Origin of the sequence: Lysinibacillus parviboronicapiens, assembly GCF_003049605.2 — a bacterium.
GTDB classification, from domain to species: domain Bacteria; phylum Bacillota; class Bacilli; order Bacillales_A; family Planococcaceae; genus Lysinibacillus; species Lysinibacillus parviboronicapiens.
In genome coordinates, this window is the sequence record NZ_CP073713.1 from 1,044,335 (window position 1) to 1,060,815 (window position 16,481).

The 16,481-nt window shown below is 36.6% G+C and carries 20 protein-coding genes; 14 read left to right on the top strand and 6 right to left on the bottom strand.

What is annotated here, in order from left to right; all coding sequences use genetic code 11:
* The first annotated feature begins 1 nt into the window (after position 1).
* The 3 genes from C9J31_RS04865 to C9J31_RS04875 all read left to right on the top strand — a co-directional run bounded on the left by C9J31_RS04865 (position 2) and on the right by C9J31_RS04875 (position 1,933).
* The gene (locus tag C9J31_RS04865) at positions 2-346 is read left to right on the top strand and encodes a cytochrome C oxidase subunit IV family protein (protein WP_107923188.1); all 345 of its coding nucleotides are present in this window, start codon (positions 2-4) and stop codon (positions 344-346) included.
* Positions 347-506: 160 nt separating this feature from the next.
* A complete protein-coding gene (ctaG, locus tag C9J31_RS04870; protein WP_107923187.1) occupies positions 507-1,436 on the top strand; it encodes a cytochrome c oxidase assembly factor CtaG in 930 nt (309 codons plus the stop codon).
* A 35-nt stretch (positions 1,437-1,471) separates the two neighbouring features.
* On the top strand, positions 1,472-1,933 hold the full coding sequence (locus C9J31_RS04875; RefSeq protein WP_107923186.1) for a DUF420 domain-containing protein: 462 nt from the start codon (positions 1,472-1,474) through the stop codon (positions 1,931-1,933).
* Positions 1,934-1,950: 17 nt separating this feature from the next.
* On the opposite strand, the gene ytvI is transcribed toward C9J31_RS04875, so the two are convergent.
* Both ytvI and C9J31_RS04885 read right to left on the bottom strand, forming a co-directional pair.
* Complete coding sequence (ytvI, locus tag C9J31_RS04880) at positions 1,951-3,015, bottom strand: sporulation integral membrane protein YtvI (protein ID WP_107923185.1); 1,065 nt, start codon at positions 3,013-3,015, stop codon at positions 1,951-1,953.
* Between the two features lie 228 nt (positions 3,016-3,243).
* A complete protein-coding gene (locus C9J31_RS04885; protein WP_107923184.1) occupies positions 3,244-3,609 on the bottom strand; it encodes a YugN family protein in 366 nt (121 codons plus the stop codon).
* Positions 3,610-3,757: 148 nt separating this feature from the next.
* On the opposite strand from C9J31_RS04885, the gene C9J31_RS04890 reads away from it, so the two are divergent.
* The 3 genes from C9J31_RS04890 (at position 3,758) to C9J31_RS04900 (ending at position 6,913) form a co-directional block, all read left to right on the top strand.
* Complete coding sequence (locus tag C9J31_RS04890; protein WP_107947638.1) at positions 3,758-4,903, top strand: CAP domain-containing protein; 1,146 nt, start codon at positions 3,758-3,760, stop codon at positions 4,901-4,903.
* 156 nt (positions 4,904-5,059) lie between these two features.
* Positions 5,060-5,245, top strand: a complete 186-nt coding sequence (locus C9J31_RS04895) for a hypothetical protein (protein WP_107923182.1) — start codon at positions 5,060-5,062, stop codon at positions 5,243-5,245.
* A gap of 195 nt (positions 5,246-5,440) precedes the next feature.
* Positions 5,441-6,913, top strand: coding sequence for a UDP-N-acetylmuramoyl-L-alanyl-D-glutamate--2,6-diaminopimelate ligase (locus C9J31_RS04900; RefSeq protein WP_107947639.1), 1,473 nt, complete (start codon positions 5,441-5,443; stop codon positions 6,911-6,913).
* On the opposite strand, the gene C9J31_RS04905 is transcribed toward C9J31_RS04900, so the two are convergent.
* A complete protein-coding gene (locus C9J31_RS04905; RefSeq protein WP_107947640.1) occupies positions 6,891-7,394 on the bottom strand; it encodes a PaaI family thioesterase in 504 nt (167 codons plus the stop codon). The genes C9J31_RS04900 and C9J31_RS04905 overlap by 23 nt on opposite strands.
* Before the next feature lie 89 nt (positions 7,395-7,483).
* Here C9J31_RS04905 and C9J31_RS04910 point away from each other — a divergent pair, with 89 nt between their 5' ends.
* The 4 genes from C9J31_RS04910 to C9J31_RS04925 all read left to right on the top strand — a co-directional run bounded on the left by C9J31_RS04910 (position 7,484) and on the right by C9J31_RS04925 (position 10,711).
* On the top strand, positions 7,484-7,930 hold the full coding sequence (locus C9J31_RS04910; protein WP_107947641.1) for a YlbF/YmcA family competence regulator: 447 nt from the start codon (positions 7,484-7,486) through the stop codon (positions 7,928-7,930).
* A gap of 98 nt (positions 7,931-8,028) precedes the next feature.
* Positions 8,029-9,081, top strand: coding sequence for a tartrate dehydrogenase (locus C9J31_RS04915; RefSeq protein ID WP_107947642.1), 1,053 nt, complete (start codon positions 8,029-8,031; stop codon positions 9,079-9,081).
* 319 nt (positions 9,082-9,400) lie between these two features.
* Complete coding sequence (locus C9J31_RS04920) at positions 9,401-9,559, top strand: hypothetical protein (RefSeq protein ID WP_167395904.1); 159 nt, start codon at positions 9,401-9,403, stop codon at positions 9,557-9,559.
* Between the two features lie 678 nt (positions 9,560-10,237).
* Complete coding sequence (locus tag C9J31_RS04925) at positions 10,238-10,711, top strand: DinB family protein (RefSeq protein WP_107947646.1); 474 nt, start codon at positions 10,238-10,240, stop codon at positions 10,709-10,711.
* A 76-nt stretch (positions 10,712-10,787) separates the two neighbouring features.
* Here the strand turns inward: C9J31_RS04925 and C9J31_RS04930 are convergent, their stop codons facing one another.
* Positions 10,788-11,693 (bottom strand): glycerophosphodiester phosphodiesterase family protein, encoded by a 906-nt coding sequence (locus C9J31_RS04930; protein WP_107923178.1) that lies wholly within the window; start codon positions 11,691-11,693, stop codon positions 10,788-10,790.
* A gap of 488 nt (positions 11,694-12,181) precedes the next feature.
* On the opposite strand from C9J31_RS04930, the gene C9J31_RS04935 reads away from it, so the two are divergent.
* A complete protein-coding gene (locus C9J31_RS04935) occupies positions 12,182-12,454 on the top strand; it encodes a YlbG family protein (RefSeq protein WP_054767099.1) in 273 nt (90 codons plus the stop codon).
* Between the two features lie 2 nt (positions 12,455-12,456).
* Here C9J31_RS04935 and C9J31_RS04940 read toward each other — a convergent pair whose 3' ends face one another.
* Complete coding sequence (locus C9J31_RS04940) at positions 12,457-12,846, bottom strand: DUF7147 family protein (protein ID WP_107947648.1); 390 nt, start codon at positions 12,844-12,846, stop codon at positions 12,457-12,459.
* A gap of 57 nt (positions 12,847-12,903) precedes the next feature.
* Between C9J31_RS04940 and C9J31_RS04945 the strand changes: the two genes are divergently transcribed.
* From C9J31_RS04945 to coaD, 3 genes are all read left to right on the top strand, one after another.
* A complete protein-coding gene (locus C9J31_RS04945; protein ID WP_107947650.1) occupies positions 12,904-14,325 on the top strand; it encodes an RNA polymerase II in 1,422 nt (473 codons plus the stop codon).
* A gap of 76 nt (positions 14,326-14,401) precedes the next feature.
* Positions 14,402-14,968, top strand: a complete 567-nt coding sequence (rsmD, locus tag C9J31_RS04950; protein WP_107923175.1) for a 16S rRNA (guanine(966)-N(2))-methyltransferase RsmD — start codon at positions 14,402-14,404, stop codon at positions 14,966-14,968.
* Position 14,969: 1 nt separating this feature from the next.
* Positions 14,970-15,461: a pantetheine-phosphate adenylyltransferase gene (gene coaD, locus C9J31_RS04955; RefSeq protein ID WP_107923174.1), complete on the top strand. Its 492-nt coding sequence runs from the start codon at positions 14,970-14,972 to the stop codon at positions 15,459-15,461.
* A 111-nt stretch (positions 15,462-15,572) separates the two neighbouring features.
* Here the strand turns inward: coaD and C9J31_RS04960 are convergent, their stop codons facing one another.
* On the bottom strand, positions 15,573-16,472 hold the full coding sequence (locus tag C9J31_RS04960) for a hypothetical protein (protein WP_235616167.1): 900 nt from the start codon (positions 16,470-16,472) through the stop codon (positions 15,573-15,575).
* Positions 16,473-16,481: the final 9 nt, after the last annotated feature.

Consider the following 16,481-nt stretch of genomic DNA (forward strand, 5'->3'; position numbering starts at 1 on the left):
TATGTCATCACACGATACACCTGTAGTTGCTAAGTCTCAAGCGCAATACGAGTATGATCGTCATCATAATGCCGTTCATATGCGTAAACAAGTAATCAACTTTGCGATTATGATTTTCTTAACATTCATCGCATTCGCAGTAGTTGCAGCTGATTTTTCTAAATACTTAATATTCCCGTTCGTTTTATTGCTTGCTGGTGTTCAAGTTGTTCTTCAACTTTACGCTTTCATGCACTTAGAAGACAAAAAAACTCACTTCGGTGGAGTAATTGGTTTCTTTATGTGGATGGGTATATTAATCGCATTTACATTCTTCTTAGCATTCTTAACAATCATTTGGTGGTAAACCAAAAATGCACGTTCTCTACTTTTAGTAGAGACGTGCTTTTTTTCGTTGGGTACTAGAATAGACTAAGTCATAGTAAATTGTTCACCTTTCGTTCATTGCAGTTCAGCTGTAAGCGTTTTATAATAGGAGTACTGAAGTTTAAAGGAGTGCGTACTGTATGCCACTTAGTATATTTGGTTTCCAAGCTTTATGGAGCCCGTATTTAATAGGGGTTCTCGTTTTTATAACAACTATCTATTTTTTAGTAACAACGAAATGGCGCAAAGATTTTAAAGTCAGTGAGCCATTGAAAAGAGGAGAGGCCATATACTTCGTTTTGGCAATGGTAACGATTTATATTATTAAAGGGTCTCCAATAGATTTAATGGCCCATATTATGTTTACCATGCATATGGTGCAAATGGCTATATTACTATTGCTTGTACCGATTTTCATTATTAAAGGTATTCCATGGTGGGTATGGAAGGTTGCCATTGAAGCACCAGTTGTAAAACCTTTGTTTAGAGTTTTAACATTACCAGTCGTTGCGATATTTGTATTTATTGGTCTATTTTCTTTTTATCACTTGCCTTCTGTCTTAGACTACATTAAATTAAATGAGACTTTACATAGTACATATACCTTTGTATTATTTGTTTCTGCTGTTTTAATGTACTGGCCTTTAATTCAAAAGATGCCAGAGAGTTCTCAAATGAAGCCTCTGTATAAGTTAGCCTATATTATTGCAAACGCGGTATTAATTACCCCTGCATGTGCTTTAATTATTTTTGCTCCAAACGCGATGTATGAAACGTATACAAATGGTGACGCTTGGCTAAAAGCGATGGAGCTTTGTGTACCAGCTTCTACATTGTCTGGCTTGTCTTTGTCGGGACCAGAGTTATTTACAGATATGAAACCTGTTGCGGATCAACAACTTGGCGGCGTCCTTATGAAAATATTGCAAGAGCTAATCTTTGGTGTTTTAATTGCTTCTATTTTTACAAAATGGTATCGCTCAGAACAAAAAGATCCTGATAAAATTACGGCAGATGCACTAAAGGCACACCAAGAGAAATGGGAAAGCGAGCATCAACATCAGCTGTAAAAAGAGAAATTTACATTGTATAAGGAGTTTTGTGCATGGAATTACAAATTTTGCCTACTATTAGTACGTCATTTATCGTTATTAGTGCAGTACTAGTAGCAATCGGTTGGGGCTTAATCATGAAGGGGAAAGTAGAAGCGCATAAAAAAGTAATGTTAGGTGCTGGTGCTGCTGCTCTTATATTCTTTATTATTTATGCTTCACGTACAATCTTTATTGGAAATACTGCTTTTGGTGGCGGCGAGGATTTAAAACCGTATTACACATTCTTTTTAATATTCCATATTACGCTAGCGACAGTGGGCGCAGTATTCGGTATTGTTAGTATTATTTCTGGTTTGAAAACAAAGATTAAACTTCATCGTCGTATCGGACCAATTACGAGTATTATTTGGTTCTTCGTAGCCATTACAGGTGTTATGGTGTACATGTTATTGTATATCCTGTTTGAACCAGGCGAAACAACGTCAGTTATCAAAGCAATTTTAGGATTTTAATAAAAAAATCTCCCTCCTTACTCTTGAGCAGGAGGGAGATTTTTTATGTCGGATTGATTAAATAGTGAAAGCACAACGACAACGAGTAAAGGGCCAATTAAAATGCCAAGAAATCCAAATATTTTGAAACCGATAAACATAGCAATGAATGTCGACAAGGAAGAAAGTCCAATTTTATCTCCGATAATTTTCGGTTCAACCATCCGGCGCACTAAAAAAAGTACAATAGTTAGTACTAGCAGGGAAATAGCATAAACATATTCTCCAGTAAATGCTTTATAAATGGCCCAAGGTATAAGTAATATAAATGAATCTAAAAAAGGAATTACATCCAAGATAACGAGTAATAGTGCTAATATAAAAGGAAATGGCGTTTTTAATAAAAAAAAGGCTGCTAGTGCTATTGCAAAAATACAAATACCGACAAAGAACTGTGCCTTCATAAAGCCAAATAAAGCAATCTTGACTCGCTGGCCGATAAATATTACTTTTTGTTGATGATGAAAAGGAATTGGAGCCAATAGTTTTTGATTAATAGTAGGTAATTCTAACAGTAGCATATAGAGAACAATCCAATACACGAATATATCAAACAAACGTGAAGATAAGTGTGTAATTAATGAAGACCAAACATTCAAATTTGTTAAAGAAAACGCAAATTTTTCAATGGATGCTAATGTACGTGTAATGATAAGCTGAATTTGTGTAACGAGTTCCAAAGGCAGATGATAGGTGTAATTGGCAAGTTTTGATTGAATTTGTATCCAAAGAGCTGATAATTGGTTGAGGTAGTCTGGTAAATGGAGTAAAAAAGATGAAAATTGTTTCCAGCCGATAAATGCTGCGAGAATACAAAGGAAAAGCGTTAGGGAAAAAAACAACAAAAAGAAAATAGAAACTATAATTTTTCTTTTTTTTCGAAATCGTTTGCTGATACGAATGATGACAGGCTCTAATAGTAATGCCGTAACGTAGGCTAGTAGGACTGGTAAAGATAAGGACATGAACCACAGTATAATGATGCCAATCGCGATGACGATTATTGGATGTCGAAAAAAGGGCTTTTTGAAAAATTCTATCATGAAATTCACCTACATCATTTGAAAGATATAGTTAGTATGAGGAGAAAAAATTATTTTACTCAAAATAAAAAAGACTGGACCACCAGTCTTTTCAAGCTTCTAGGTCATACACGCACGGGCCAATCTAATGTTGGTATAGCATCTATTATACTTTTATTTAGAAAATAGTTTAATGATAGCTACTTTTTACCGACATAAGTGTAAATAATCTGTCTATCCTAATATAGATTAGACGCGAACTTCAAAAGCTTCTAAATCTAATTTTACTTTTTTTAAGATTTCTTCACATTTTTTAACAAGGTGTGCTGGGTAAACTTCATCTTCCCCATATTCAACACCATGTGGATAGTAGTATTTACCAAGTGCAGGTTTCATAATAGTTAAAACTGCATCGTGTGCACCAACATCACCAGATTTAGCATATGCGAATACGCGTAGGTAGTAACGGCCTTCACGAGTATCGAAACGACGATCGAATGTCATACGTTCGTAATCCCAGCCACCATCACATTCAAGACCGTTCTTATTCATAACGCTTTCGATTAGTTCTTGGTCAGCTGTTAAATTTTCAAGGTTAGTATTTTCAAAATACATCTAATAATCCTCCTTTAGCTTTTCGTACAAAGTATACGCTCATTTTTATAATAGAGCATATTCGACATTGTTGCAATGACAACATTGTGTCAACACGATTACAATTGATATAATAAATTACAATAATGGTGATGAGAAGGGGTCATGTATGAAAGCTTTATTTCGCATTTTAATTGTATGTGCAGCAATTGCGTTTATCGGCTTTATGTTCTTTAATACTGCACGTGAAAATGAACCACTTGAGGGTCCAAATGCTAATTCTAATGTTATTCCAAAGACAGAACTGAAGCAGCCTGAGGAGGGAGCGATGACACGTCCACAAAGTGGTATGTCGACACTTATCGGACAAGGTGCACAAGTAGTACTGGAACAATATGGTGAACCAGCAAGGAAAGAGCCATCGTCATTTGGCTATCAATGGTGGGTTTATAAGACCAGTGTTTCCTCATTTTTTATGGTTGGTGTGCAAAATAATGTTGTGACACAAGTATACATAGCAGGTGATCATTTGGATGCATCACCATTTAAAATTGGTCAGAAGCGTGATGAAATTTATCGAAAGACAATAATTGATTATGAAGTGGCTGCCAATGTGGGTGAGAATATTTTTGTTTTTTCAATGAGTGAGGAAGATATGCAAACGCGATTGCTTGTGAAGTTTGATGGACTTTATGCTCAGCTCTATATAGATGGAGAAACAGGTAAATTACAAGGTGTACGCTTCACAGATAGCGAGACGCTGGTACTACATCGACCGTATGAAATGATTTATCAAGGAGAGCTAGTTATACCAGCACCACCATCCTCCTTTTTACAGCAAGACATTAATTTGGCCAGTGCAGCTCAGCTGGATGATTTAATAAATGTAACCAGAGTTCAGCATGATGTAGCACCATTAGAAATGGATGATGCATTAGATGAGGTAGCAAGATTGCATAGTGAAGATATGAAGGTGCAAAATTTTCTTTCGCATGAATCTCCCACAAATGGAGATTTGAAAAAGCGATTAGAGGCATATGAAACGGACTATTATGAGGCGAACGAAAATTTAGCAACGGCTTATTTCGACGCTGTTGAAGCGATGCATGGTTGGCTTAATTCTCCTGAACATCGTAAAATAATTTTAAACGATAAATATTCGCTAGTTGGTTCGGGAGTCTTTTTAAATTACTATACGCAAATATTTATAGAACCGACTGAGAAAAACAATGTGGATAGTGAGATAGAGGAAATAGAGGAGATTGAAGAGCCGCAAGACATTTCGGACGCAGATTCAGATCAAAACATTCAATAATAGAAAAAAACAGGTTGTGGCAAAAGACAATCTTTCGGATGGAAGACAAAAGGTATTCGCAATAATCACATTGCGAATACCTTTTGAAATTTTATCAGAAATATTCGTTACAAATACACTCCCATTTTATGTCTGATTAAGAGCTTCTTCAATGTCATGAAAATAAAAGTAAGCACCGCTGCATGGGCCATTGTAATCCCTCATCTGTATGCAAGACAAGTTGATGGGTGTGGCAGGCGTGACACTCCTGCAGAAACAGCATATGCGCAAAAATTAGTTGAGCGTGCCTACCCGAAAGGGAACGCCAGAAAAGGAAATCAATGGTTTATTACTATTTATTAAAAAAGAGGTTGTCTTACATATAAGACAACCTCTTTTTTAATGCCTTCTATTTCTTTTGTGGAAAATTTAAACATTTAGTGTTGCGACGTTGGATGTAAAAAGTGTGTAGAAAGAGAAGCTTAAGCCCTCTGCTTTTTTCGTCACAACGTTACAAACACCGTCATATGATAGAGAACTGAAAGGAGGAGTGAGACAATGCAATTAGCTGAGTTATTAAAAGATTGGCCGTGCAGTGTGACAGGTGGATCGATTCGAACAAGTATTACTGGTGTAGAGGATTACGCACAAGCGGTGAAACCTGGGGATATTTTTATTGTGCGTAAAGGTAAGAAAACTTCAGGGAGCCGATTTGTAAAAGAAGCAATAGCCAGAGGTGCTGCTGCCATTGTATCTGAGGAAAGTATTTCACTACCCGCCAATGAACAAAATATTCCTTTCGTTTGGGTACCAAATACTGCATTGTTTTTATCATTTGCGAGTGCTAAACTCGCTGCCTTTCCAGCAGAGGCTTTAACAGTTGTTGCGATCACAGGAACAAATGGTAAAACAACAGTGAGTCATTTTGTTAGTCAATTACTAAGAGCTTTACATAATAATGTAGCAGTTATTGGTACAGTTGGTTTCTTTATTAATGGGCAAAGGCAACAAACATCGTATGAGCAGTTAACAACTTTACAAGCAAAGGAACTTCAGCCAATACTAAAACAATGTGTACGTCAGGGAGTGACACATGTTGTGTTAGAGGCCTCTTCGATGGGTTTACAACAACATAGACTTGATCATTGTGATATTGATTGTGGCGTATTTTTGAACTTATCAGAGGATCACTTAGAAGATCATGGTGGATTAGAGGCATATAAACGAGCAAAAAAAAGGTTGGCAGATTTGTCGAAAAAACTTGTGTTAAATGGAGACGACAATTTTTGCCGTTCAGTCGGTATTTATGATAAGAAAAAAGCGTGTTCATTCGGTTTTGACAATCACAATGATTTACATATTCAAATTGTGAGTGAATCAAGAGGGAAAACCATACTTTGCGTGCAAACAACTAAAAGTGAGCATATCGTAGCTATTCCTTTTGTTGGTAAGTACCATGTGCAAAATTCAGTAGCTGCATTAATGGCTGTATGGCGTCTTGGTTATTCAATTGAAGAGATAACTGAGCATATGTGGGCATTAAAATTGCCTGAAGGGAGACTCGAAAAAATTGAGAATCCACTTGGGATAGATGTATATGTAGATTATGCCCATACAGCAGAGGCACTACAGGCAGTTTTACAAACTTTTGATAGCAAGAAGACGCTATTCCTTGTTTTTAGCTGCGGTGGCAATCGAGACAAGGCCAAACGCTTTGCGATGGGAGCAGTGGCTAGTAAGTATGCAGATATAATTTTTTTAACGACCGATAATCCGCGCGATGAGGACCCCATTTTAATTAATGAAAGTATTATTGCTGGTTTTTCTGAACAGCAATATTATGAAATTTTTTTGGATCGAAAGGTTGCGATTCATCAGGCATTGGCTAAGGCAAAAAAGGGAGATATAGTCCTTGTTGCCGGAAAAGGGCATGAACAGACGCAACAAATAAAAAATCATAAGTTCCCTTTTTCCGATCAACAATGTATTCAAGATTACTTTTCAAGTCTTAAGACTGGCGACGTTGAATGACGAAGAAAGAAGCGGTGGCAATAGCAAGTTTCCGACCTGTTTCATCCTCGATATCACATTCCATCACAAGCGTTTGTCGTCCTTTATGTACGAAACGTCCTCGTGCAATTAGTTCTTTATTTGTGGTTGTTGCTATATAAGAAATATTGATATTAGTCGTCACAACATTAAAGCCCTCTGGAACAGAGCGTGAAGCTAAACCTCCCATCGCTGCATCAGCAATAGTTGCAATAATCCCTCCATGTGGCACTTTAATGGTATTATGAATAACCGGTGTAATGGGCATACGCACTTCACTAACCTCTGGCTCAAATGTGCCCACCATATGTAAGGCAGCGTTAATGTAACGGCGATGAATACCTTGTTGCTTGTCGCGAAGTCCACTTAACAAATGTAGTAAAACTTCTTCATCTTCCATTGTGCTATTTTGTAAAACATCTGCTAGTAAATCTTCTATTAGTTCTTTAGATGATGGTACCAAGTAAAAAAACTCCTTTATTATAGAAATATCAATAATGTAAAATTACCATAAAATCTGTTATGATGGGTAAGAGATTGGGGGAATTAAAAATGATGATGACCTCTGAATGGGCAATCATTTTGGATGAGACCGATGCGCTTTGTGAGATGATTCTGTCCTCTGAACCTGCAAATACGCTACAAGAGGCGTATAAAGCGGTATATAACGATGCGCATTTAGTGGAAGCTATTCACGCATTTGGCCGTATGAAGGAGCAATACGAAGATGTACAACGTTTCGGAAAATATCATCCGGACTATCATACAATAATGAAATCGATTCGTCAGCAAAAGCGCGAACTCGATTTAAATGAAAAAGTTTCAGCATTAAAGTTAGCTGAAAATGATTTTCAAGATTTACTTGATGAAATAAGCTTACTTATCGGAAAAACAGTATCAGAAGCGGTAAAGGTTCCAGTAAGTAACCCCTTCTTTGCATCTGGTTCATCATGCGGAAGTGGCTGTGGCTCGGGGGGCTCTTGCTCCTGCTCGGCCTAAAATAGAAAAAGTGTCCAAACGACACTTCTTCTATTTTTTTTTTGTGAAAAATTGTATAGTGACTGTGTAAGTAAAGTAAGAAATAGGGGGTACTACAGATGAAGATATATCGAATTGCGGTTATACCTGGAGATGGTATTGGAAAAGAGGTTGTCCCAGCGGCAATGGCAGTACTTGATAAAGTAGCACAGGTAGATGGGAGTTTTCAATTTGAATGGGCTACTTTCCCATGGAGTTGCAATTATTATTTAGAGACAGGGAAAATGATGCCTGATGATGGAATCGAAATATTAAAAGGCTATGACCAAATCTTTTTAGGTGCAGTTGGTATGCCTGCTTTGGTACCTGATCATATTTCATTATGGGGCCTACTTATTAAAATTCGTCGTGAAATGCAGCAATCGATTAATGTACGTCCAGCGAAATTACTACAAGGATTACCTTCACCGCTGCGCAATCCTAATGGTTTTGATTTTGTGGTCGTTCGTGAAAACTCAGAAGGAGAATACGCTGAGAGTGGCGGTCGTATTCATAGTGGACAGGAAGAGGTAGCAATTCAAAATGCAATTTTTACAAGAAAAGGTACAGAACGTGCAATGCGTTATGCTTTTGAAATGGCAAAATCTCGACGTCAGCACGTGACGAGTGCTACAAAATCAAATGGATTAACATATAGTATGCCTTTTTGGGATGAAGTTTTTGCTGAGGTTGGCAGAGACTATGTGGAGATTGGACAAGTATCCAATCATATCGATGCATTAGCCGCATTCCTAGTGATGAAGCCAGAAAACTTTGATGTTATTGTGGCTTCGAATTTATTCGGGGATATATTAACCGATTTAGGTGGCGCTATTATGGGGAGTATTGGTATTGCGCCGGCGGCAAACCTAAATATTGAACGCAAATATCCATCAATGTTTGAACCCGTACATGGTTCTGCACCTGATATCGCAGGAAAAGGTATTGCTAATCCACTTGGACAAATATGGACAGGGAAAATGATGCTAGATTTTTTAGGCTATCCAGAGCTTGGCCTAAAAGTATTGGATGCAATAGAAGCAACATTAGCGCAAGGAATTAAAACAGGAGATTTGGGAGGAACAGCGACATTACAAGATGTGACAGATGCAGTATTACATCATTTACAATAAAGTCGTTGCTTAAAAAATTGGGATATCTCTATAAATTTATATGTACATAATAATAATTTTTATCCCTTTCGTTGATACGAAGGGGTTTTTGTATATTTGTGCAATGGCACGTAATTATATATTGAACATAATTATAGGTTGGCTTAGCCCACCAGTAAAAAAGCCATCTTAAAAATAAGATGACTTTTAGTTATAGATTATAAGTGACTTAACAGTATTGACACCTTATGGAGCATATTATTCGGATGTGTTATGATCAAATTTGTGAAGAAATATACACTAACGATGCAGTATGGTTAAGTAAAATAGGGGGCAGAAGATGGATAACCAATATTTCGTAGGTTGGGGTACATTGGCGTTGATAAATGCTGCACTTGCACAAGGAAAGAATAGAACCGGGTTAAATTGGTTTTTACTTTCTCTTGTATTAGGGCCATTGGCAACACTAATTTTGTTATTTGTTGAAAAGAGACAGTAACACTACATATACACCATAATTGATATAAGTTAATTAAGCGAGAAGCTTGATAATGTAGACTCTCGCTTATTCAACTATTCTGGTGTCTCTGTAAGCTACAATTTAGACAAGTCATTGATAAAATGGCCCTATCAAGACTTTTTATTAATTTATTCAAAATAAATCAGGCTTATTTCTTTAAATACATATCTACAAAGATACAACTATGAAATAAAAAAACAATGTTGTGATATTTGTTTTTTTTACTAATAATGCAACATTGTTAATGTTTTATAATTTTAATATAGGGTAGCTTCATAATTATTATCTTTTCAGCCTGTTTAAAATCCAACTCACCAATTTCCTTTGCAACTTTTTTAAGTTCATTTAACGGTCTTGTTAGTTTTCGAGAAAGAAAGGCAGTAATTATAATAATTACTAAGATACTGACTATCAAAAAAATATGTAAAAACGATTAATATTAAAATCGCAACATTGTGTTATTAGCAATTTTATCATGTTTAAATGCATTAACGATAGTTGGTAATAAAGTGATAAATGATAATTACATAGTTAAATCACAGCAGCCTGATTCCGTCAAAATTGCACAAATTTTAATGAACGCTATTTTGGCAGAGAAACCATCGGAATTATTATGTGCAATGTTCTAGAGATAGAAGTATAGGAAGGGGAAACTTTATGATAAATTTCTTTTTGTATAATTGGCAAGTTAGAGATGAATGGTTTCAGTGGTGTCAACAGCTGAGTATCGAAGAATTATTGAAGCGTCGTACTGGTGGAGCTGGAAGTATTTTATACACGTTATTTCATATTATAGATGTAGAGTATAGCTGGATTCGTGGTATTCAACGCAAAGAAGACAGAATATTTAGTTTTGAAGATTATAAAACGCTTGAAAAGATTGAAATGCTGTCAACAAAACTGCGGAATGAATTGCTTGAATTTTTAACGTCCCATAAAGAATTTAATGATGAGGTTGTGACAGTGGCTTGGGATGAAAATGAATATACAAAAAACGACATATTACATCATATCATAGTCCATGAAATTCATCATATGGGGCAACTTTCTGTCTGGGCAAGAGAAATAGCTTTACATCCTGTTCCTGCAAATTATATTGGGAGAGATTTTAAGTCTTATTTTAAAGGTTAAAACAAGAGGTAAGGCCATTTATAAAGAGCCTTTACCTCTTGTACAAAATTGAATGAATATGAAAATCTACATTCAATTATTCTTGCGTTTTTAAAAGTTCCACAGCAATATCAGGGCGATCAGTAATAATCCCTTTTGCACCGTTGTGAATTAATTTATTCATAGTCACCACATCATTAATCGTCCAATAATGAACGGGGATGTTCAGGTTGGTTAAAAACTGAATAAATTTTGGTGAATCTAGCGTGACAACACCTGATTTTGGAGGGATTTGAAACACATCTACTTTTGGATGATATAAATGACCAAATTGGCTAGAAAACGCGGTGAATGCTTTGCGTACATCCGATTCACCTGCACCTAATGCCACTTGGTTTTGTGCATATAAATTAAAGCGGTCTATCTGCTCTGCGTAAAAGCTCGTAACAACCACACGATTTTCTGCGCCTAACTCTTCAATCAAACGCCAAAGTTTAGATGGCATTAAGCTACCTTCATACGTATCAGGAGCATCTTTAATATCAATATTTACTAACATATTTGGATAGCGTTCTAGTAATTCTCGTAGTGTAACAACATTTGTTTTTTCTTCTCGGTATGGGGTCTTCCCCTCTAAATCTTGGAATTGATAGCCATGATTCAGAGCATTAATTTCAGCTAATGTCATGTCTGCGACTATTCCATAGCCATCAGTTGTCCGTTCCACCGTAGCATCATGAAAGACGATTATTTCCTCGTCTTTTGTTAAGCGAATGTCTATTTCAAAGCCGTCTACACCTAGCTGTGCTGATTTTTCAAAGGCAAGTATCGTATGCTCGGGTGCTAAATGAGCTCCACCACGGTGTGCGATAATAATCGGTCGATCAAATTGTAATGCTTGTTTTCCTTCACGTTGTTGAGGTTTAGAAATAGCTTTGCTACCTGCCCAAGCTGCTGCACTAGCTGCAGCAATTGCAAGTGCTATATTCGTTTTTTTACCCATATTCGTCCTCCTTAACAATTAAATTAATATAAAAGGTACTGGCGAATTCACTGTTTTTTATCTTGATTCAATTGATGTTCAAGCACCGGATGAATCTGAGGAACTCTGACAAGGACCGCTTTACTCTAAGGTAAATTATTTGTGCGATGACGGACCCTGTGAACCAAAATTCAGTTAGTTATAAGCTCCTACTGATGTCTTAAATGTTGAAGGGATAGCCTAAACACATCCCATTCCTAAAGAATAAGGATAACTGATATGTGACACGCTTGTCTAAACCCATTTCAAATCGAGATTCACTGACGATGAGAAGCAAGTAAATTGCTAGACATAAGTAATTTTATCCAGCCTTAGTAATTGGATTCTGTCGATAAACGTGCTATGCTTTTCCATTATAACGGAAAAACGAGCGTTCTGTCAGCTAAACTCTGTTGCTATCATTTTCCGGTCTATGGTATTCTTTTATGTAAGAAATGAGGGAAAACTATATGAACGAACGACAAGGGCTAATCGTTTACGTCCATCAATTAAAACATGCAAAGTCACTTCGAAAATATGGTCATGTTCATTATATTTCTCGTAAGCAAAAATACGTAGTGCTTTATTGCGATCGAGAGGACATTGAAATGATGACAACAAAGCTACAACGCCTTCCTTTTGTGAAAGACGTTGTGGAATCTTACCGTCCATTCGTTAAAACTGAGTTCGAAAATGCTAAGCCAGATAAAGCGAAGGAATATGACTATAAAACGGGGCTATAATATCAGTTTAATGCTGGAATATAGTGATGGAGTCTCATTATTCCAATTAAGTATTGATAAAATAGTTTTGGCTCCGAAAATATAGATGAGTGCTTTATTTCTACAACAACGGCTTTTCGACCTAGTTGTTCTATATTTTCTTCGAACATGATTTGACGCTTGGATGGCTTTTCCTCATTAAAAGGAATGCCTTCACGACAAATATAAATCGGCAAGAATTTACTTTCACCTACTGGTTTTAAAGCGACTGCTAAAGAGGCAACCTTTTTTTCTTCTTTTGTGGACGTTAGGATAAAGGCTTGATGAAAGCGCTCTTGATTGGTTTTAATAATTTCAAGTAGCTCATATACATCGCCGTAGCCTTCACCTAATTCAATAAATTGTTGTGGCATTTAAACTTGCACATCCTTTCCAATACACATAGTATCATGCTGCGGGAGGTCAAGCACATGAAATTTGCAATGAGTTTTTTTACCATTCTAGCACTAATTATTACTGGAACAATATTTTTCCAGTACCAAGGGTATTCATCTGATTTAGAAACGGGAAATGGAAAATTTCATTACTCGCAGGAAATTGAAATTGTCTATCGTGAAAACAGCTTAGATATCCGACAGCATTTTAAAAACTTGCCCAATCAAAAAGTGAAAATTAAGTGGCCAGAAAATGCGATAAATCCAAGCTGCTTTATCGAAAATGAGAAAAGTTGTAATCGTTTATCAGAAGAATTGTCTTATTATGAAAAAGGGGATACTAAATCCCAGTCTGTTTCGTACATAATCCCAATCGAGGGCGGCTTAAAAGATAAAATGCTTATTCAGAACGTTTTCGCAACATTAACAAACGGCGGAGCATCTTATACTGTTATGCATATTTCGACAGATAGTAAAACAGTCGGCCAATGGATAACTGGTTTACCATTAGTAGGACAGCAACAATTATCACTCGTCAACTATACAATGTTTAGTGGTAATGGCACAGTTCGTGATATTTATTGGCAGGCAGGAAATCTTAAGGTTCAGGAACAGACGCCGGTTTTATCCATTTATGCACAACAGGCTATTTCGAAAGATTTCTTAAAATCACTGGAAACACTGAAGTTTTTAAATAACGAACATATTTCCATTATTCAGGAAACAAGTCCAGTAGCTGAGCACGATGATCGACTTTTATTTTTACCGACCCTAACTGCCCAAGCAGTAGAGCAAGAAGTTGTACTTTCACAAATTAAATCGCAATTTACGTTTGAAGATTCACCAGCATGGTTGCAAGAAGTTGTGGCATCCTACCTAGTGAAAGAAACTATTGGCTCAGATAAAACTAAAGAAATAGTTAAAACCTTAAAAGAGTTTATGACAGCTAATCAAGAGTTAGCATGGCAAGAAGCTATCGAAACTCTGGGAGAGGAACCGATTTCCCCTACGGTAATGGATGATCTTTTAACAAACGTATTAGATGCCAAAACTTCTTATTTTAAGTTAAATGCTGCACAAGAAAACGGTACGTACCCATTATTATTTGAGGATGACCGTAGTGTTTATGTAGATGGCTTAATCAAAAAAGATGTTAAGGTTATTTTCTATGAAGGGCAAACATTATATACAGCTGATACATTGCTACCGCACCTAGACTATACTGCGGGCGAAGGACAAAATGGCTATTACGTAAATAGTGATAAACGTACGTTCCGTTTCCCGAAAGAGCCAGGATTCTATGTGTTTAATCAACGTAGATATTCCACAATTTCAGAACCAATCATTAAAATTGCGGACCATTATTATGTAGAAGAAGCTTGGTTACAGCGTTTATTTTTAGTAGAATTACAAAAAAGTGATGGTCGTATCCAAGTGTTAACACAAGAACAACAATAATTTTTTGCAGCGGAGGAAACCCTTTCGCTGCAAAAATCTTTTTATATGTTAAAGAAAGTACGGTGACAAGCATCTTATGAGAGTAGTAGCAGGAGAACGCAAAGGAATGCCGTTAAAGGCAATTGCAGGAAATACGACGAGACCTACAACCGACAAAGTAAAGGAATCAATCTTTAATATCATTGGTCCATTTTTTGATGGAGGTATAGCACTTGATTTATTTGCTGGGAGTGGAGGGCTAGGTATTGAGGCCTTAAGCCGAGGAGCAGAGCAAGCTGTTTTTATTGAAAAGGATGTGAAGGCATTTCAAGTGTTGCAAGAAAACATAAAAAAATGTCGCTATGAGGATTATGCTGAGCTTTTTCGTATCGATGCTAAACGTGCTGTGAAAGCGCTCTTAAAACGTGATCTCTCGTTTAAACTTGTATTCCTAGACCCACCCTATCATCACAAGGAGTACTATGATTTAGTACAAGTGCTTGTCGACAATGAGAAAGTACAACGTGATGGCATTATTTTATGTGAACATGCGAAAGAGGTAGCATTACCACATAGTTTTGGAGCCTTTATATTACAGAGACAAGAAATATATGGCGGAACGATTATTTCAGTTTATCGTTGTGCAGGGGAAGAGGGAGAGTAAGGTGTCAGAAAAAATTGCTGTAGTGCCTGGAAGTTTTGATCCTGTGACGTTTGGTCATTTAGATATTATTAAACGTGCAGCAGATGTATTTGATGTTGTTTATGTTGCTGTGTTAAATAATTCATCGAAAAATCCATTATTTTCAGTAGAAGAGCGTATGGCATTAATGGCTGAGGTTACGAAAACATTGCCGAATGTTCGTATTGAAAGTTCTTCTGGTCTTCTTATTGATTATGCAAAAGAAAAAAATGCAAAAGCTATAGTCCGTGGCTTACGGGCAGTTTCGGATTTTGAATACGAAATGCAAATAACTTCAATGAACCGTTTTCTTGATGAAACGATTGAAACATTTTTCATCATGACAAAAAACCAATATTCATTCTTAAGTTCTAGCATTGTAAAAGAGGTAGCAAAGTATGGAAGCGATGTCCATGAACTTGTGCCTGTTTGCGTAGAACAGGCTTTAAAAGAAAAATACGGCTTTGCCAATTAATGTGAAGGGGATGTCTTATTTTGGAGACATCCTCTTCTTTGTGCAGCAGAGCTTGAACTTGGACCTAACAAAAAAGCGTAAGCTCCGAACGAAGTGAAGTCGCTGGTTTATTTATTTCAAGAAGAATATAGCATAAAAAGTTGGAACAATGATTATGCTAAGAAGGCGGAATTTTATATATGGACGTACGGAAAGCTTGGCAGATTTGGCAATAACGAAAACTTGTAAATGGATACTTATACTTTGCATCGTTAACAATATAACCACTAGTAATGGTAAATACGTAAAATCAGGTAAGGCTGTGACAGTCATTTTCAATCCATTTGTTACTTCGAGAATTGCTGCTATCGAAAGTTCTGCAGTTTGGGGGAGGCTAGGTAGCATTTTGTCTAAACCTTGTTGCACAATTGTTTGGATAGTAGTGAAAAAAATAATAGTTGTTCCGACTAGCAAAATAGTTGGCGCTGTTTCTTTAATGCTCTCTGAAAACGGGGCTGCATACAAGGTTGAATTGTGTAAAGAAATGGTAGGTGGGTCGGTTTTTCGAAATAAAAAATAACCAACTACTAAGCAGCAAATATTAAAACTATGTAGTAAACATAAAAACAGCCAGCCGAACGTATTACTGTGTAATAAATCAAGACTCACAAAACCAAGTACGAAAAGTGGGCTTGGTGCATGACAAACAGCCAATAAAAAATTTGCTTCTTTAGGGTGTAGTTGTCCGCTATTTTTTAAATAAACGACCGTTGTTGCACCGGTTGGATAACCACCCAGTGCACTAATAAGATAAGCTTGTACGTACAAGGAAGCCCTTTTCGTTTTCGTACGCATGGGAGCAGTTAAACGAAGTAGCCATTGCGTTAAAATTAGATAAGGCAGTAAATACGGGAATAGCGCCTCCATAAAAAGATTTAGGCCTAAATCAGTACCAGTATGAGCAGTTTGTGGGAATAACAAGAGTAATAGAATAAGAAGTATACAGAGCGCTATTTGAATTGTCGCAAACATGTTATCATC

Bases quoted from the DNA above. Each gene is read 5' to 3' on its own strand.
- C9J31_RS04895 (WP_107923182.1), top strand. From the start codon at position 5,060: ATGAAAATAAAAGTAAGCACCGCTGCATGGGCCATTGTAATCCCTCAT.
- C9J31_RS04875 (WP_107923186.1), top strand. From the start codon at position 1,472: ATGGAATTACAAATTTTGCCTACTATTAGTACGTCATTTATCGTTATT.
- C9J31_RS04960 (WP_235616167.1), bottom strand. From the start codon at position 16,472: ATGTTTGCGACAATTCAAATAGCGCTCTGTATACTTCTTATTCTATTA.
- C9J31_RS04925 (WP_107947646.1), top strand. From the start codon at position 10,238: ATGATAAATTTCTTTTTGTATAATTGGCAAGTTAGAGATGAATGGTTT.
- C9J31_RS04865 (WP_107923188.1), top strand. From the start codon at position 2: ATGTCATCACACGATACACCTGTAGTTGCTAAGTCTCAAGCGCAATAC.
- C9J31_RS04935 (WP_054767099.1), top strand. From the start codon at position 12,182: ATGAACGAACGACAAGGGCTAATCGTTTACGTCCATCAATTAAAACAT.
- C9J31_RS04915 (WP_107947642.1), top strand. From the start codon at position 8,029: ATGAAGATATATCGAATTGCGGTTATACCTGGAGATGGTATTGGAAAA.
- C9J31_RS04890 (WP_107947638.1), top strand. From the start codon at position 3,758: ATGAAAGCTTTATTTCGCATTTTAATTGTATGTGCAGCAATTGCGTTT.
- C9J31_RS04945 (WP_107947650.1), top strand. From the start codon at position 12,904: ATGAAATTTGCAATGAGTTTTTTTACCATTCTAGCACTAATTATTACT.
- C9J31_RS04920 (WP_167395904.1), top strand. From the start codon at position 9,401: ATGGATAACCAATATTTCGTAGGTTGGGGTACATTGGCGTTGATAAAT.
- C9J31_RS04900 (WP_107947639.1), top strand. From the start codon at position 5,441: ATGCAATTAGCTGAGTTATTAAAAGATTGGCCGTGCAGTGTGACAGGT.
- C9J31_RS04940 (WP_107947648.1), bottom strand. From the start codon at position 12,846: ATGCCACAACAATTTATTGAATTAGGTGAAGGCTACGGCGATGTATAT.
- ctaG (WP_107923187.1), top strand. From the start codon at position 507: ATGCCACTTAGTATATTTGGTTTCCAAGCTTTATGGAGCCCGTATTTA.
- ytvI (WP_107923185.1), bottom strand. From the start codon at position 3,015: ATGATAGAATTTTTCAAAAAGCCCTTTTTTCGACATCCAATAATCGTC.
- C9J31_RS04885 (WP_107923184.1), bottom strand. From the start codon at position 3,609: ATGTATTTTGAAAATACTAACCTTGAAAATTTAACAGCTGACCAAGAA.
- C9J31_RS04930 (WP_107923178.1), bottom strand. From the start codon at position 11,693: ATGGGTAAAAAAACGAATATAGCACTTGCAATTGCTGCAGCTAGTGCA.
- C9J31_RS04910 (WP_107947641.1), top strand. From the start codon at position 7,484: ATGATGATGACCTCTGAATGGGCAATCATTTTGGATGAGACCGATGCG.
- rsmD (WP_107923175.1), top strand. From the start codon at position 14,402: ATGAGAGTAGTAGCAGGAGAACGCAAAGGAATGCCGTTAAAGGCAATT.